General features: G+C 36.6%; 13 protein-coding genes. 9 read left to right on the plus strand and 4 right to left on the minus strand.

What is annotated here, in order from left to right; all coding sequences use genetic code 11:
• Positions 1–60: 60 nt before the first annotated feature.
• Positions 61–1,512 (minus strand): Do family serine endopeptidase, encoded by a 1,452-nt coding sequence (locus tag M0R21_05735; GenBank protein ID MCK9617320.1) that lies wholly within the window; start codon positions 1,510–1,512, stop codon positions 61–63.
• Positions 1,513–1,739: 227 nt separating this feature from the next.
• On the opposite strand from M0R21_05735, the gene dapF reads away from it, so the two are divergent.
• From dapF to M0R21_05760, 5 genes are all read left to right on the plus strand, one after another.
• Positions 1,740–2,522, plus strand: a complete 783-nt coding sequence (gene dapF, locus M0R21_05740) for a diaminopimelate epimerase (GenBank protein ID MCK9617321.1) — start codon at positions 1,740–1,742, stop codon at positions 2,520–2,522.
• A gap of 107 nt (positions 2,523–2,629) precedes the next feature.
• Positions 2,630–3,073, plus strand: coding sequence for a hypothetical protein (locus tag M0R21_05745; GenBank protein ID MCK9617322.1), 444 nt, complete (start codon positions 2,630–2,632; stop codon positions 3,071–3,073).
• A gap of 52 nt (positions 3,074–3,125) precedes the next feature.
• Complete coding sequence (locus tag M0R21_05750; protein MCK9617323.1) at positions 3,126–3,650, plus strand: GNAT family N-acetyltransferase; 525 nt, start codon at positions 3,126–3,128, stop codon at positions 3,648–3,650.
• A 12-nt stretch (positions 3,651–3,662) separates the two neighbouring features.
• Positions 3,663–4,733: an endolytic transglycosylase MltG gene (gene mltG, locus M0R21_05755; GenBank protein MCK9617324.1), complete on the plus strand. Its 1,071-nt coding sequence runs from the start codon at positions 3,663–3,665 to the stop codon at positions 4,731–4,733.
• Between the two features lies 1 nt (position 4,734).
• Positions 4,735–6,126, plus strand: coding sequence for a phosphomannomutase/phosphoglucomutase (locus M0R21_05760; protein MCK9617325.1), 1,392 nt, complete (start codon positions 4,735–4,737; stop codon positions 6,124–6,126).
• A 69-nt stretch (positions 6,127–6,195) separates the two neighbouring features.
• Here M0R21_05760 and M0R21_05765 read toward each other — a convergent pair whose 3' ends face one another.
• Positions 6,196–7,815 carry a S41 family peptidase gene (locus M0R21_05765; GenBank protein MCK9617326.1) on the minus strand — a complete coding sequence of 540 codons (1,620 nt, stop codon included), beginning with the start codon at positions 7,813–7,815 and terminating at the stop codon, positions 6,196–6,198.
• A 155-nt stretch (positions 7,816–7,970) separates the two neighbouring features.
• Between M0R21_05765 and M0R21_05770 the strand changes: the two genes are divergently transcribed.
• Complete coding sequence (locus M0R21_05770; protein MCK9617327.1) at positions 7,971–8,702, plus strand: rhomboid family intramembrane serine protease; 732 nt, start codon at positions 7,971–7,973, stop codon at positions 8,700–8,702.
• Between the two features lie 24 nt (positions 8,703–8,726).
• On the opposite strand, the gene M0R21_05775 is transcribed toward M0R21_05770, so the two are convergent.
• Positions 8,727–10,052, minus strand: a complete 1,326-nt coding sequence (locus M0R21_05775) for a peptide MFS transporter (protein MCK9617328.1) — start codon at positions 10,050–10,052, stop codon at positions 8,727–8,729.
• Positions 10,053–10,147: 95 nt separating this feature from the next.
• Here M0R21_05775 and miaA point away from each other — a divergent pair, with 95 nt between their 5' ends.
• Complete coding sequence (gene miaA, locus M0R21_05780; GenBank protein ID MCK9617329.1) at positions 10,148–11,059, plus strand: tRNA (adenosine(37)-N6)-dimethylallyltransferase MiaA; 912 nt, start codon at positions 10,148–10,150, stop codon at positions 11,057–11,059.
• A gap of 26 nt (positions 11,060–11,085) precedes the next feature.
• Here miaA and gldA read toward each other — a convergent pair whose 3' ends face one another.
• A complete protein-coding gene (gldA, locus tag M0R21_05785; GenBank protein MCK9617330.1) occupies positions 11,086–11,997 on the minus strand; it encodes a gliding motility-associated ABC transporter ATP-binding subunit GldA in 912 nt (303 codons plus the stop codon).
• A gap of 276 nt (positions 11,998–12,273) precedes the next feature.
• Here gldA and M0R21_05790 point away from each other — a divergent pair, with 276 nt between their 5' ends.
• The gene (locus M0R21_05790) at positions 12,274–13,509 is read left to right on the plus strand and encodes a T9SS type A sorting domain-containing protein (protein ID MCK9617331.1); all 1,236 of its coding nucleotides are present in this window, start codon (positions 12,274–12,276) and stop codon (positions 13,507–13,509) included.
• A gap of 192 nt (positions 13,510–13,701) precedes the next feature.
• The gene (locus M0R21_05795; GenBank protein MCK9617332.1) at positions 13,702–17,001 is read left to right on the plus strand and encodes a tetratricopeptide repeat protein; all 3,300 of its coding nucleotides are present in this window, start codon (positions 13,702–13,704) and stop codon (positions 16,999–17,001) included.
• Positions 17,002–17,021: the final 20 nt, after the last annotated feature.

The raw sequence follows: 17,021 nt of genomic DNA on the forward strand, positions 1-17,021 counted from the left end.
AATATATATGAACACTTTTTTTTCTAAAAAGTTTTACTGCCCCTCGTAATTTTTAGCATTTTACATGCCAAAGCCATACCATGCTCTTTTTCTGTTTGGATAAATACCTTCGATGAGTACACCCCCTTCGCGATCTTTTAATGCAGTGTAAATATCATCGGCGGTTCGTATGGGTTTTTTATCCACTGCAATAATAATAAATCCTTCCCGAATACCTACTTCACTTAGCTTTCCTTTTCCGATTTTAATAATTTTCAAACCATTTTTTATTCCTAATCTGTTGGCTTCATCTTTTGAAATACTTTCAAATTCTGCACCTAGCACAGAAATAACATCTTTCGATTCTGTTTTTACTAACTCAGTATTTCCTTCTTTATTTTTCAAGGTGAGTGACAGATGTAGTGTTTTTCCGCTTCTGATTATCTGTACATCTACTTTTGCCCCTGGGCTATATTGTGCTACACGTTCGAGCAATTCTGCCGTAGAGTTAGTTTCTACATTATCAATAGAAATAATAACATCTCCGGTTTTAACTCCCGCATCTTTAGCGGCTCCGTTTTCGGTAACATCATTAACATATACACCACGTAAACCGTCTAATCCTTCCTTTTCGGCAAAATTACCATCAATTTCACGAATAGAAACTCCAATGTAAGCCCTTTGTACTTCTCCGTATTTCATTAAATCATCTGTGATTTTTTTGGCAATATTGGAAGGTATTGCAAATGAATATCCTGCATACGAACCTGTATTTGAGGCGATAGCTGCATTTACGCCTATTAATTCCCCATTACCATTTACAAGAGCGCCCCCACTGTTACCTTTGTTTACAGCAGCATCGGTCTGGATATAGGATTCAATTGCACCTTCTATACCTAAAATATTAATATTCCGCGCTTTTGCACTTACTATACCCGCAGTAACGGTGGAAGTAAGGTTAAAAGGGTTTCCCACTGCAAGCACCCATTCGCCTACTCTTACATTATCGGAATTACCAAATTGTAAATAGGGAAGATTTTTGGCTTCTACTTTTATAAGTGCTAAATCAGAAGTTGGGTCGGTACCTATTATTTCGGCAGTAAAAGTGCGTTTGTCATTAAGCGTAACAGAAATTTTTTCGGCTTCCTGCACCACATGGTTATTGGTAACGATATAGCCGTCCTGCGAAATAATTACCCCGGAGCCAAACGCTTCAATAGGCTGAACCCTGTTCTGAAATTGTCCTCCAAAAGGGTCCATATTAAAAAAGTCATTGAAAAAATTATCATATACGCTGCTTTTCCGTTCGTACTCAGTTTTGATATGTACAACTGCATGTACTGTCATATTTGCAGCATTCGTAAAATCCGGACCAGTAACTGCAGTACCCGGTACATAATTTGCCATTTGTACCTGTGGTTGATCTACATACAAAGGTCGTGATGTTTGTTCCTTATTAATCAGTGAATAAGCGCCCAGCGATATCATTCCGCCAGCTACTGCCATTAAAATTGCTAAAACATACTTTTTCATAGGTTTAAGATTAAATTTTTCATTTTTCTACACAAATTTCATTCCTTTTTCTCTTTTCGTATATTAGATAAATTTTATCTTTTGGTAAGTGAAACGCTTTCAGAACTTCTAAAGTATAGAAGGTTATGTTAAAAAAAGTTAAACCCTGTTTCCCATAAAATATCTGGTTAATAATAGTAATTTTGCATTCGGTTGCGACAGCAGTTTCTGACATTTTAACATTGTATATGCTTACTGAATTTTTTAAATACCAGGGGACAGGAAATGATTTTATCATGATAGACAACAGAACTCATCATTTTGTTGCATCTCAGCATATTATTCGTACAATGTGCGACCGCAGGTGGGGAATTGGGGCGGATGGACTTATCCTTCTGGAAGAAGATTCAAAATATCCGTTCAGAATGGTATATTTTAATTCTGACGGAAGTGAAGCTACCATGTGTGGAAACGGCGGCAGATGCATCATTGCTTTTGCCTGCAAATTAAATATTATTGAAGATCAGACATATTTTTTAGCATCCGATGGTGAACATTTTGCCAAAGTGGTTGCCGAAGCACCTGCATCTGTTATTGTTTCCCTTAAAATGCAAGATGTATTAACCCCGCAACAACAGAATGAAGACTGGATTTTAAATACGGGAACCCCTCATTTTGTCCGGTTTGTAAGTGAAATTGACCACCTTAACGTTTATGATGAAGGGAAAAAGATTCGTTATAGCGAACCATTTGCAAATTATGGAATTAACGTAAACTTTGTTAAAATCACTGATAACAACCTGACAATCCGGACTTACGAAAAAGGAGTTGAAAACGAAACTCTTTCCTGCGGAACCGGTGCCACGGCATCGGCAATTGCCGCTTCATACAAGGTTAACAGTTCGGAATTTAATGTAACAACGAGAGGAGGCAAGCTCAATGTTCGCTTTACAAAAATTGAAAGTGGATTTTCAGATGTGTGGCTCGAAGGAGCTGCTACCTTTGTTTTCAAAGGGGAGTACCCATTGTAATTTTGTTGCACCTTATGAAACTGACTTTTCAAATGTGCGGGATAAAAACGTATGAAAATTATTGCAAATCAATATTTCTCAACCTTATTGTAACCAATAATTTACGAATGAAATACCTGCTTCTAATCTTACTAATTCCCTACATAAACCTGGGGCAACACAGTCCATCGCCACAATCCGGGAATTTATCGGTAATCAGGCACCACGATTTTTCATTCCATAAAACTTCTCAACCGGAAAATGAAGAATTACGCATTGAAAACCACATTTTTAACCCACACGATTCCCTGATTACTCCTTTGGTAAAAATTGCAACAAAAAACAGAGAAATAAAACTCAAATATCATATTATTAACGATTTATTTTATCCTTCACAAGCACAATTTCTTAGACAGGGCGATTCCGTTCAGCTCTGGGTTTCCACCGATAAACAAACGTACCATTTACTGGATATTATTGACAGGAATACTTTGAAAACGACGGGCAAAAACTATGTTTTATTGAAAAATATTTTTGTGTATAACGATAATCCTTTTGCGTTTCTTTACTGATGCAGTATCACTATAAGGATGGGTTTTATATTTTTGTTGCAATTTTTTTCAAATGATAAAAGGAAACAACATTTCATTGCGCGCCCCAGAACCGGAGGATATTCAAAAACTATTTGAATGGGAAAACGACAGGTCGCTCTGGCATTTAAGCAATACGGTCGCCCCGTTTTCGCGCTATATGCTCGAACAATACATTCTCAGCGCTTCAAATGATATTTTCAGTCAGAAACAATTGCGGCTGATGATTGACCTGCTTGATAATTCGGAGAAAACTGGCTGTATTGGCATTGTTGACCTGTTTGATTTTGAGCCTATACATAAAAGAGCGGGAATTGGTATTCTCCTGCATTCGGACTACCGGGAAAAAGGATTTGCCTCCCAAACCCTCGATTTACTCATGGCTTATGCAAAAGAAACCTTGTTGCTGCACCAATTATATTGCAACATAGAAACAAATAATACCGTAAGTATCAGACTTTTTCAAAAAAAAGGTTTTATTGTTTCCGGTACGAAGTTACAATGGAATTTTCATGGCAACCAATGGCATGATGAATTATTTTTGCAATGTTTATTATAATGTAAAAACAATATGACAACTGCGGGAAATCCATTTTTTACCTCGAAAAAGCAAAGAAACATAATAATTGTCGCACTTATCTCTGTTTTTTTATTGCTCGGCACTGCCGGATTTTTCTTTTACCGTATTTTCTTTGCCGGAAATGTACAATTAGCAAATAAAGAAACTGATTATCTGTATATTCCTACACATTCTTCCTTTAACAATGTTACCACAATTCTTAAAGAAAAAGGGATAATAAAAAATATGCGACTCTTTGTTTGGGTTGCAAAGCAAAAAGGATACCTTTCAAAAGTGAAGCCGGGCAAGTACAAAATTTTCAATGGGATGAGTACCAATAGCCTTGTCAACCTGTTACGTTCCGGAAAGCAGGAGCCCGTCAGAGTTATATTCAATTCTATACGGACTAAAGCCGATATGGCTTCCCGTATCTCAAAACAAATTGAGGCAGATTCGGCTTCGCTAATACAACAATTAAATAATGCCGGACTTGCAAAAAAATTTGGGCTAACCACTGAAAATATCTTAGTACTTTTTATCCCCAATACTTATGAATTTTGGTGGAATACGGATGCCGCTACTTTTATTGGTAAAATGTACCGGTATTATGCTGATTTCTGGAATGAGGAACGCCGAAATCAAGCAGCGGCAATCGGACTACAACCAGCCGAAGTAAGTATTCTTGCCTCTATCGTTGAAAAAGAAACCAATAAAGACGATGAAAAGCCAATGATTGCAGGAGTGTATCTTAACCGGCTTGCCCGAGGCTGGCACCTGGAAGCCGATCCAACCTTAGTTTTTGCTGCAAATGATTATACAATCCACAGAGTGCTAAATTGCCATAAAAATATTGATTCACCGTATAATACATATAAATATCCTGGGTTACCTCCTGGTCCCATTTGCATACCTTCCATTGCTTCTATACAATCCGTATTGCATTTTACCCGCCATCAATACTTGTTTTTTTGTGCAAAAGAGGACATGACAGGTTACCATAATTTTGCAGCCAATATTACACAGCACCGTGTTAATGCTGTACGCTACCAACAAGAACTTGATAAACGCAAAATAAAAAAATAAGATGGGTGCATTTAAAGCATACGATATCAGGGGTATATATAATAAAGATTTTAACCGGAACGACGTATATGCCATCGGATTTTTTCTTCCCGAACTATTGCATACCGACAAAGTGTTGGTAGGGAGGGATGCCCGTACATCTTCCGACGAAATTTTTGAAGCTTTAACCCGTGGTATTATTGATGCCGGTGCCGATGTTTACGATTTAGGTCTCGCTACCACGCCCCTTGTGTATTATGCCACTGCCTGTTTCGGTTTTGATGCTTCGGTACAAATAACTGCTTCACATAATCCTAAAGAGTATAATGGTTTAAAAATTTCTAAAACCGATTGTTTACCTGTAGGTTACGATACAGGGTTGGGTCAGTTGGAAAGCTGGCTAATCAACAATAAAGAAATAAAAACCTCTGACCGGAAAGGAAAAACCATTCCATTTGATGCCAAGACATCTTATGTTGCATTTTTAAAAAAATACCTGCCCAATATTTCTTCCTTAAACATGGCTATTGATTGTTCCAATGGAATGGTCTCACTTTTTGCAAGAGAAATTTTCGGAAATACGCCTCATTACCTTTTTGAAAATATTGACTGTAGTTTTCCCAACCACGAACCCAATCCGCTTGAGACCGAAAATACCGAGCCATTGCGCTACTTTGTAAAACAAAACCAATGCGATATCGGTTTAATTTTCGATGGAGATGCTGACAGGGTGATGTTTGTTGACGAAGCAGGAAACTTCATCTCGCCCGACCTCATGATTGCAATTGCAGGAATGTATTTTTCAAAAAAAATGGCAGTCGGGAGCAAATGTTTTGCGGATTGCGGCTGCGATTCAATGCAACCCCATAAGGCATTAATTGACATAAGAACTTCAAAATCTGTAAAAAATTACCTAAAAAAAACAGGGTATCAGGTAGAAATGTGGCGGGTAGGCAGGGCTTATGCAGCTATTAAACTCCGAGAAATTAATGGCTTATTTGGAGGAGAACTTGCAGGACACTATTATTTTCGCGATTTCTATTATTCTGATTCGGGTTTGCTTGCAGCGCTCATTTTGCTCGATGTTATTGCCGGCGAAAAAGCAAAAGGTAACAGTGTTTCGAAAATCCTGCAAAACGTTTCCCATGGGTATTTCAATTCGGGGGAAATCAATTTCCGTATCGGACAAAAAGAACAGGCTATGGAAGCTTTACGAAGCCATTTTTGTACTCTCGAAAATCCGGTGGCTTTTTACGATTTTGATGGATACCGCATCGAGTTTAACGACTGGTGGTTTAATGTACGCCCATCAAACACCGAACCTTACCTGCGTTTTATTGCCGAGGCTACCGATGCATCATTGTTAAAAACAAAGATTGAAGAGGTTAAAAAAATTATTCAGCAATTTTCCTGATTATCCGATTTTAGTTTTTTTATTCCATATCGGAGTTAAATTAATATTAAGATAGAATTATGGATTTTTTCAGCCTTTGTTTTTTAATTTCTTAAAAGCATTATCGTCTATAATAATTAGAATTGCTTTTTGCAGCTCGTTATCCAACGGGCTTACTATTTGGTAATATGATCCTACATCAAAAAGACTTCTGGCTATTAAACCTTTAATAACTAACGAAATATATTTTTCGGAAATAACAAAATCAGAATCTAATTTTTTCACGCCTTCTTTTTCGGCGTAATCTGTAAATTGTTTCAGGAAGTTTTCATCAGTAACAAAATTTACGGAAAAGTTGTTCAAATCGGGATAAGCCGCTTTCAAATCGGTGCGGTGGTCTTCTATATATTGCATAACAAACTGATTAATAATCCCTTTGCGAAATATTTCGCTGTAATATTTTGTAATAAAGGATGAATCCCAAGGGATAAAAATATCGGGCATAATGCCTCCGCCACCATAAACGGTACGTCCGTTGTTTGTACTGTATTTCAGAGAGTCAGGGAATTTGATACTGTCGGCATTCACCAGTTCGCCATGTTTGTATCGTTTGTAAAGGTCTAAATAATAATCTTCAAGACTTTCTTCATAAGGCCTTTGAATGCATCTGCCTGAAGGTGTGTGGTAACGTCCGGTAGTAAGGCGAATTTGTGTGCTGTCGGGTAGCTGGAACGGATGCTGAACCAATCCTTTTCCAAACGATCTTCTGCCGATAACTAACCCTCTGTCCCAGTCCTGTACAGCTCCTGCAACAATTTCGCTTGCCGAAGCGGAACCTTCATTTATCATCACTATCAGTTTTCCTTTTTCAAAACCACCTTTCTGGGTAGAATAAAAATCCTGACGTGGGCTTTTAAGTCCTTCGGTATAAACTTCCAGTTTACCTTTTTCAAGAAATTCGTCGGCAAGTTCAATTGCTATGTTCATATAGCCTCCCGTATTGTTTCTTAAATCGAGAATAAGGCTTTTCATTCCTGCTTTTTTTAAAGTATTAAGACTCAAAGTAAACTCATCCATCGAAGTTTGCGAAAATCTATCCAGTTTAATGTACCCGATATCGGAAGTAGCCATATAAGTGGCGTCAATGCTGTTCAAAGGAATTTTATCGCGGGTAATGGTATAAGATGTCAAGCCCTTAATCCCTTTGCGGAAAATGCTCACCACAACTTTGGTCCCCTTTTTACCACGCAGGCGATCCATCACATATTTTGTGTTCACTTTTTTCCCGAAAGCATTTTCTCCGTTTATTTTCACGATTTTATCACCAGCCATAATTCCAACTTTTTCTGAAGGTCCGCCAGAGATAGCTGCAACCACAAGGATAGTATCTTTGAACACCTGAAATTGAACGCCAATTCCATCAAATTTTCCCTCAAGGGGTTCATTGGCTTCACGAAGTTCTTCCTTTGAAATGTACACCGAATGTGGATCAAGTTCTTTCAGCATTTCGGTAATAGCGGTTTCGGTAAGTTTAGCCTCGTTTACACTGTCAACATAGGCAAACCGGATTATCTGCATTGCAGTTGCAAATTTTTGTACCGTTTGCCGCGAATCGTAACTTTGGGCTAAACCATTCCTGGTATTGGTAAACAATCCGATAACAAGAATAAGTACCAAATATTTGCTAAAAAAGAAAAAACGATTATTCATGATGCATAAATTTTATCAACTGACAAAAAGTCAACTAAGGATTAAAAATTCAAAAATACAAGAAAATGGTATAGGAAAGCAATGCAATGAAGCAATTATGAAAAATTAACAGATACATGGCTCGATTGTTGTTTACTTGCGACAAAACATTAATCATGTCAGACGAACGGGAAAAACTACTCCGTAGCATGCTGTTTCCCTTCTTTTTTATTGTTTTGCTTTGGTGCATTCAACTTTGCAAACAATTCTTTAATGCCGACCTGATATTTTTAGGCATTCTTCCTTTACGTGCAGAAGGTCTTCCTGGAATTATTACTGCCCCACTCATTCATGCTGACTATGCACATTTGGGTTCCAACTCTTTACCACTTTTCATGTTGGGTTCTGCCTTATTTTACTTTTACAGGGAGATTGCATTTAAAGTAATCGGGCTTTCATGGTTAATGACCGGAATCTGGGTTTGGCTTTTTGCAAGAGGGAACTCTTTTCATATAGGTGCAAGCGGGGTGGTTTATGCTTTGGCTGCCTTCCATTTTTTCAGTGGGTTTATCCGGCGCGAATCTAAGCTCATGGCATTTTCCTTGTTGGTTGTTTTTTTATACGGAAGTATGATATGGGGAGTTTTTCCTGAGTTTTTTCCACACAAAAATATCTCCTGGGAATCGCATCTTATGGGTTCCATAGCAGGTTTTATTCTTTCGGTATATTTTCGTAACGATGGGATACAACGTAAAGTTTACCAATGGAACGAAGAAGAAGAAGAGGAAGATGATGATGAAAATAGCCCATGGAAACAAACCGAGGAGACCCCGCCTTCACCCTCCGAAGAACAGAAAGATGACAGCAACAAACCGTTTCTGTCTGTCCATTATGAAATTAAAAAATAAGGTTTTGCCCTTAATTTACCGGAATTAATCCCGCCCATGCATCATCGTTAGTAACTTGCGTGCAATAAAAAATACTATAATAGCAAGTACAAGCATAAAAATGGCAATGGAAGCAAAAATGGTTCCTGCACCCAACTCTTTAACATATCCTACAAGAAAACCGCTTATCAAGTTTGCCAAAAAATTGGAACAAAACCAAACTCCCATAAAAAGTGAAGCTAATTTCATCGGAGCCAGTTTGGTTACCATTGAAAGACCTATCGGAGAGAGACACAATTCGCCTATTGTATGAAAGAAATAGGTAGCTATCAGCCAAAAAAGACCTGCCTTAACGTTTACATCTGATACATCACCCCCGCGTTGTGCTATGGCACCCAGAATAAACATAAAACCAATTGCAAGAAAAACCATCCCAATTCCCATTTTTACAGGTGTTGAAGGATTTTTCCCTTTTCTTGATAACGCCATCCATAACCAGGAAAAAAACGGAGACAGGATTACAACAAACAAAGGATTAACACTCTGAAACCATTCGGTAGGTATAGTCCAACCGGCTACCGTTCGATTAATAAATCTTTCGGTGTACAAATTGAAAGATGAACCGGCTTGTTCGTAGCCAGCCCAGAAAAAAGTAACGATAAACAGCAAAACCACAATTACGGCAATTCTATCTTTTTCTTCTTTTGTCAATGGCGTTTTTTCAATTTGTATAGCTTTATTTTGTTGATGTTTTGGCACTTTGCCCAAATTGCCCAAATATCGGGGAGCCGTTATAACATAAGCAATTAATCCTAAAGCCATACCTGTTCCGGCAGTAATAAAGCCGTAACGATAGCCATAAGTTTGGCTGAAATACCCACAAAGGATGGGTGCCAGAAATACTCCGGCATTGAACAACATATAATATATGGTAAAAGCACTGTCGCGACGTTTATCGCCCTGCTGGTATAAATCGCCAACCATGGTTACAACCGTAGGTTTAAAAAAACCATTGCCCAATATCAGCAAGGTAAGCCCGCCAATAAAAGGCAACAAACTGTCATCAATAGCACAGGTAAAATGCCCCAGCATAATAAGTACCCCGCCAATGAAAACAGAACGACGTTCACCCAAATAACGGTCGGCTAACCAACCTCCCAACAAGGGAAATAAATAACATAGTCCCGTAAAAATTCCATAAATTTTTCCGGCAAAGCCATCATCCCAGCCCATGCCACCCAAATGCCCGGAGGAAGGACTCAGTGCACTATTAACCATGTACAAAATAAGAAAAGCCCGCATTCCGTAATAGCTGAAACGTTCCCAAGATGCTGTTAACGCAAGCATATACAATGCAGATGGTTGTTTCATAGTAGCCTGTTTTTCCATTTTTTTATAGATTTGAGGAGCTAAAATATTAAAATATTACATATCCCATTCATGAATTTTACTAATTTTGACCTCCTATGCCACTTATTACCCTGCTGGGACCTACTGCTACCGGGAAAACGAGGCTGGCAGCTCTTTTGGCTGCAGCCTGTAATGGCGAAATTATAAGCGCCGACAGCCGCCAGGTTTACCGAAAAATGAATCTTGGAACCGGAAAAGATTATAATGACTATATTGTTAATGGTAAGCAAATTACTTATTATTTGATTGATATTGCCGATCCTGGCTACGAATACAGTGTTCATGAATTCCAGCGTGATTTTCACTTAGTATTCCAGGATATCCTCTCTCGCATAAAACAACCCATTCTTTGTGGAGGTACTGGTTTATACTTGGAAGCAATTCTGAAAGGTTACCGGCTACCGGCTATACCGGAAGATACATCTTTGCGAAATTCGCTCAATCTGCTTAGTGATGAAGAGCTTTGTACAAAGCTTTCAAGATTAAAATCACTTCATGCCACTACAGATACCGTAAACCGAAACCGGCTATTGAGAGCCATCGAGATAGAAACCTGGCTTCAGAAAAATCCGGATATCAAGTCTTTTCAGCCAGTTCCATCAATTATTTTCGGTATTAACTTTCCCCGCGAAATCATAAGGCAACATATTACACATCGTCTGCAACAACGTTTGGAAAACGGAATGATAGAGGAAATTCAGCAAATACTCAACTCGGGAGTCCGTCCCGAAACATTAAAAGCTTATGGGCTTGAGTACAAATATATTACCCAATACATAATCAAAGAACTTACCTATAACGAAATGTTTACTTTGCTCAACACAGCCATACACCAATTTGCAAAACGGCAGATGACCTGGTTTCGTCGTATGGAACGCAACGGTTTGCCTATCCGATGGATTGATGGTAACTTGCCAGATAAAGAAAAAGTGAACCGTATTCTTGAGGTAATATCATTAAAGAAATAAGCAAAATATAGCAGCGGTTTCTGTTTTTATTTTTGTGTAAGTTCCTGAAAAATCTTTTCGAGATTTCTTTCCGGTTTATGTAACGATAGAATAAACAAATCATTATCTTTTGCAAAATGATTAATAGTATTTCTGATATCAATATCCGATACGGATTCCATTTCCCAGAAATTACCATTCATTTTTTTTACCCTCTTAACGCCCGGTATTCCTAAAAGTGTTTTCTCGGCAATTTCCTTGTTAAATTCCACAATGATAATTTCATTTTTAATGGAAGATTCTGAGAGATGCTGCATTTGGTCATCGGCAATAATTTTTCCTCTGTCAATTATGATAGCCCTACTGCAAATAGCCTCAACCTCCTGCATTATATGCGTAGAAAGCATCACCGTTTTTTCCTTGCCAATATTTTTAATAAGATTTCTAATTTCAACGATCTGATTGGGATCAAGCCCGGTGGTGGGTTCATCTAAAATAAGAACGTCAGGATCATGAATCAACGCCTGAGCCAACCCAACACGTTGTCGGTATCCCCTGCTCAAAGTGCTTATTTTTTTCTTTTGTTCCAGTTCTAATCCGGTTATTGCTATCATTTCCTGTACCCTTGCAGAAATATTAAAATCAGGTTTGTAAATACCGGCAACAAACTCGAGATATTCCTTAATATACATTTCAGTGTATAACGGGTTGTTTTCGGGTAGGTATCCTACTTTTTTACGAACTTCTACAGATTGCTCAACAATATCATAACCATATACCCTTACATTGCCTGCTGTGGGAGGTATAAAACAGGTTATTATTTTCATCATCGTAGTTTTTCCAGCTCCGTTAGGACCCAAAAATCCAATAATCTCACCGGGTTTTATGGTAAATGAAACATCATCAAGCGCTTTTTGTCCGCTATATATTTTTGTAATATTCTGAACTTCAATTGACATTTCGAATTTCTTTTAGCCTACAAAATTATAAAATACCCGGACTTTTATGTTGTCCGGGAACTGTTTAAAAAATATTTTATGCTTATTTTTTACAATTATGATGATTATTAAATTATAAATAGCTGAATACTACTATTTTTTTAAAATTGTTTTATAATTTTTATTTTTTTTGCAAAAAATATTTTTCAGAGATGTATAACAAATTCATTTTTTTTTGATAAAGGATGTATAGTTTAAAATTAGAACAAATTCATTATAATCAATGCACTTAAAATTATGAAAAACAAGTTTTTTATTCTGATGTTTATCTGTATGCTTAATATACAGCCACTTATGTCATTTGCACAAAAAACCAGCATTCATGGATCAGTAAATTATCATAACGACCCCAGTAGCCCCATGCAGGGTGTTACTCTTTATCTTAAAACATTAACAAATACAATATTAGATAGTACAACAAGTAACCCAAACGGAGTTTACACATTTCATAATATTGCAAACGGTTCTTATATTGTTAGCGCTACCTACAACCAGCCTCCGCTTGGAGTAGGAATTGAAGATGCACAACTTGTAATGTTATATCTGAATAATCAGATTACTTTTGATGTATTACAAAAACTGGCAGCTGATGTTACAGGCGATGACACAATTACAATAGCTGATTATGATACAATTATGAATCATTGGCTGCTTACGGGATTACCTTTCCCTGCAGGAAACTGGGTATTTACCGATGACACGATAGATGTTTCAAAAGGAAAAGACAACCCTCCTACTACCGGTGGCTCAAGTTCCGGAGATGTTGGAGGCGTTTTTCTTCCTGGACAAAAACCCAAACCCATGATTTACCCGAATTGCGAAGAGACCGTAACAGCACAAACAAAGAATAGTTTTGCTATTCCTTATACTATTTCCTCCCATATGAATATTGGAGGTATGGGATTTGTTATTAACTATCCATCTGATTTAATGACTATTAATAATATCAAGTCCCCATTTGGCGAGATTGATTACAAAGTAATAAACGACAAAATCTACATTTCCTACTTAAGCCCTTGTATGCTTCCCCATGAAGTATTTACCGGGGATGTTATTTTTACCATTGAAGGTACAACAACCGATGCTTTCATCCAAGATAAAGAAATTGCACTCGTTATTGACCCGTTTTTTAGTCAGTTAAATGATAAAAAAGGTAAAATTTTTGCTGGCGAAAGCGTTACCTTCCCAAAAGTGGTGTGGGAAGCCAGTCCGTTAGGGTCTGCAGGAGTATATCCTAATCCGGCATCTGAAACTGTTAATTTTGTTTTTTCTATTGAAAAAGAAGGGTATGTACATTTAAAAGTATATAATGCAACAGGTGAAATAGTTAAGCAGTATTCAAGAGTATATCAGCAGGGAATGCAAAATATTAATTTAAATACTGACGATTTACAAAGCGGAATATACTTTTATAGTATTCTTTCTCCCGAAAACAGGCTGATGGAAAAAGGAAAACTAATGATAAACAATTAGTTTTTTATTGCTAACATATGGTTTATAGAGAGGTTATTGCCTCTCTTTTTTTTTCATCCTAAAAAAAATTTCTCACTAGTTCTATTTATTTTTAAATTACAAAGAATTGTTTAATACATTTACGGGCATTAAAAAACAGCCTTTGCATAAGGGAGATGTGCAAAGGTCTGCTAACAGATGTAGTGGAGAATAATGAAGAAAGACAGGGTATTACTATTTGCCATTAGTGTATATTTATGCTTAGGGGTCATTGGCGTTTATTATTTGAAAAAAGATTCTCTATCCTTTTCTAAGTTCGTACCCACCGAAAAAAAAACCAATGCAAATACGTTTCTATCTGCTGAAGATTTTTACAAAAAAAAGGACTACGAAACTGCCCTTGCCCTGTACCAAACTGTACTGAAAACTGCTCTTAAGAAAAAAGACACTCTCTTGCTAATTCAATGCCAGATTAAAATGGCAAATTGCTACAGGTTTGAAAACAAATTTGATAATGCTTTAACTATCATTGATTCTGCTGAAAGTCTTTTTATGTCAGGGCAATTCTCCAATAACCTTTTGCAAGCAGAAATTTTTCTTGCAAAAGGTTCTGTTTTAATGAATACGGGGAAAAATCAGCTTTCAATTCAACTTTTAAACCAGTCAGTTTCATTATTTGTTAAAATATTAGGTAAAAACAATTCTATCCTATCATTACCCTATAATAACATAGGAACTAATTATTTATATTTAGGCGACTTTAAAAAATCAATAGAGTATTATACGAAAGCTTTAAGCATAGCACAAAAAAATGCGATTATAGATAAGGCAGATATTGCTATGTATCACCAGAATCTGGGAATAGCATTCGCCAGGACAGGCGATTATGATAGAGCTTTAATGGAAATGAATACTAATTTACAGATAAATCAAAATATTTTAAAACAAAATGACCCAGCGTTAGGAAATATTTATCTTAACTTCGGACAATTAAATTACCTTTTCAGTCAATATAAAAAAGCTGAAAATTATTTAAATAAAGCGGAGCAGATTTTTAAAAAAAATAAAAAAAATAAAAATTACGAATTAAGTTTAACTTTATTAAATAAAGGAAATATTTTTAATGCAATTGCAGATTATGACAAGGCTCTTGAATATTACTTGGAATCCATATCTATTTTAAAATCTGTATATAATGAAAGTCATCCATATTATAGCCTTTTATATTCAAATATTGGTTATGTATATATGCAAAAAGGCATGTATTCCAAGGCTCTCAGTTATTTATTCAAAAGCCTGCAAACCTATCATAATACATCGGATAAAATCAGGATTTACCGTAACCTTGCAAAATGTTATCAACAAATTAACGATAAAAACAATGCAACCTTATATTTTGAAAAATCTATTGAAATAGCCGAAAGCATCAATGGGATTAGCCATGTAGAAACCGCCCAGTCATATCTCGAGTATGCCAAATACTTATCCCAAACAGGAAACTATAAAAAAAGCATAGATTATTTTAATATCTCACTATCAATATATAAAAATAAATTTGGTGAAAAAAACAGAGATGTAGCAAATTGTTATACACACATAGGTATCCTATATTACAACAAACATGATTATAACACTTCCACCTATTATTTTCATAAGGCTTTGGTATCACAAAGCCCTGTTTTTAACAATGGTAATTTATTAACCAACCCCGATGTTAATGCTTTACCCACCGATTATTATGCATTGAATGCTCTTACATATAAAGCCAATGCTCTGCTAAACAATTACATTCAAACTACAAAAAAAAGAATTACTTACTTAAAAGCAAGTTTTGAGACTTATAGCCTTGCCTTGGCACTTACCGAACGGATAAGGATGTCGTATCTGGCTGAGGATAGTAAATATCTTATTAATAGTGAGCAAAAAAATATGGTTAACGCCGGACTTTATACAGCTTTACAACTGTATAAAGTAACCGGTGAGGAAAAATATCTTGAAAAATCATTTGAATTTTCTGAAAAAGGCAAATATGCAATTTTGCTCTCAGGCATTAAAGAATTGGAAGCTACTCAAATTGGCAATGTACCTCGCAATCTTTTAGAAAAAGAACGAGAAATTAAACACAGACTATCGGTATACGAAAACTATCTGTACACCGAAAAATCACTTGAACAATCCAATTCGGAGAAAATAGTGTTATGGGAAAAAAAGATTTTTAACCTGAATCAACAACACGACAGTTTGGAAAAAACTTTAGAAACATCCTATTCTGATTATTACAAGTTGAAATATAGCACACAAACTATTGGGGCAAGGCAAGTTCAGGAAAAAGTACATCCTGATCAGGCGTGTATTTCTTATGTCCTTTCCGATTCGCTTCTTTTTACATTTTGTATCACAAAAACGGAAATTATTGCATATCAAACACCCGTTAACCAGGAATTTGGGAAAAACCTCACCAAAATGCGGTCTCTGTTGACCCAGTACGATGCATTGAACTATACAAGGCTGGAATACGATTCTTTTATTCAGACATCGAGAAATTTGTACAAAATATTGATTGAACCCATCGCTGATAAAATAAAAGGGAAATCTCTAAAAATAATACCTGACGACAAACTGGGTTATCTTCCTTTTGAAGTTCTGCTTACCTGCGAGCCCCGGAGGGGAAGAATGAACTTTAAAACCCTTCCTTATCTGTTTTTACAAAACGACATCAGCTATTCCTATAGCACTACAATCAATTTCAGCAAAAATAAGAAACACAATTTCAGCAATGTGAAAGTACTTGCGTTTGCCCCCGATTACCAAGCTTATGGCAATAAAAACCCGATTTTCAACCTTCCATCTCTGCCCGCTGCACAAGACGAAATAAAGTGTGTAAAAGATATTGTCGGAGGAAAAATTTTCACAGGAAAAGATGCAACAGAAGCTAATTTTAAAAAGAAAGCTGGGAAATATAGTATTTTACACTTGGCAATGCATACACAGATAAATGATGAAAATCCTATATATTCGAGATTAATATTTTCACCATCTCCGGATTCTCTCAACGAAGGATTGCTTTATGCCTACGAACTCTTCAATATGAAACTTAATGCACAATTAGCCATGCTCAGTGCCTGCAATACAGGAAGTGGTAAACTCAGCAAGGGCGAAGGGATCATGAGCATGGCACGGGGCTTTATCTATGCAGGGGTTCCCAGTATTATTCTTACCCTTTGGTCGGTAAACGATGCCTCCAGTGCCGATCTTGTAAAAAGTTTTTACCAATACCTTTCCAAGGGACTAAACAAAGATCAGGCACTACAACTGGCAAAAAAGGATTACCTACTTCATACCGATCCACTTAAATCACACCCTTTTTTCTGGGCAGCTTATGTTGAAATTGGAGACACAAATCCCATTAACAAAGGTATTAATTATTTGTGGTGGATAATTGCCGGGCTTGTTATCACTACAACCATAATTACAGGAGCTGTTATCATTGCCCGAAGAATTTATAGTACATAAATCCCATTACATTCTTAATG

The sequence above is a fragment of the Lentimicrobiaceae bacterium genome, assembly GCA_023227965.1.
Classification (GTDB): Bacteria; Bacteroidota; Bacteroidia; order Bacteroidales; family JALOCA01; genus JALOCA01.

Coding starts and splice junctions, on each gene's coding strand:
- gldA (MCK9617330.1), bottom strand. CDS start 11,997: ATGTCAATTGAAGTTCAGAATATTACAAAAATATATAGCGGACAAAAA.
- M0R21_05795 (MCK9617332.1), top strand. CDS start 13,702: ATGAAGAAAGACAGGGTATTACTATTTGCCATTAGTGTATATTTATGC.
- miaA (MCK9617329.1), top strand. CDS start 10,148: ATGCCACTTATTACCCTGCTGGGACCTACTGCTACCGGGAAAACGAGG.
- M0R21_05735 (MCK9617320.1), bottom strand. CDS start 1,512: ATGAAAAAGTATGTTTTAGCAATTTTAATGGCAGTAGCTGGCGGAATG.
- M0R21_05760 (MCK9617325.1), top strand. CDS start 4,735: ATGGGTGCATTTAAAGCATACGATATCAGGGGTATATATAATAAAGAT.
- dapF (MCK9617321.1), top strand. CDS start 1,740: ATGCTTACTGAATTTTTTAAATACCAGGGGACAGGAAATGATTTTATC.
- mltG (MCK9617324.1), top strand. CDS start 3,663: ATGACAACTGCGGGAAATCCATTTTTTACCTCGAAAAAGCAAAGAAAC.
- M0R21_05745 (MCK9617322.1), top strand. CDS start 2,630: ATGAAATACCTGCTTCTAATCTTACTAATTCCCTACATAAACCTGGGG.
- M0R21_05770 (MCK9617327.1), top strand. CDS start 7,971: ATGTCAGACGAACGGGAAAAACTACTCCGTAGCATGCTGTTTCCCTTC.
- M0R21_05790 (MCK9617331.1), top strand. CDS start 12,274: ATGAAAAACAAGTTTTTTATTCTGATGTTTATCTGTATGCTTAATATA.
- M0R21_05765 (MCK9617326.1), bottom strand. CDS start 7,815: ATGAATAATCGTTTTTTCTTTTTTAGCAAATATTTGGTACTTATTCTT.
- M0R21_05775 (MCK9617328.1), bottom strand. CDS start 10,052: ATGAAACAACCATCTGCATTGTATATGCTTGCGTTAACAGCATCTTGG.
- M0R21_05750 (MCK9617323.1), top strand. CDS start 3,126: ATGATAAAAGGAAACAACATTTCATTGCGCGCCCCAGAACCGGAGGAT.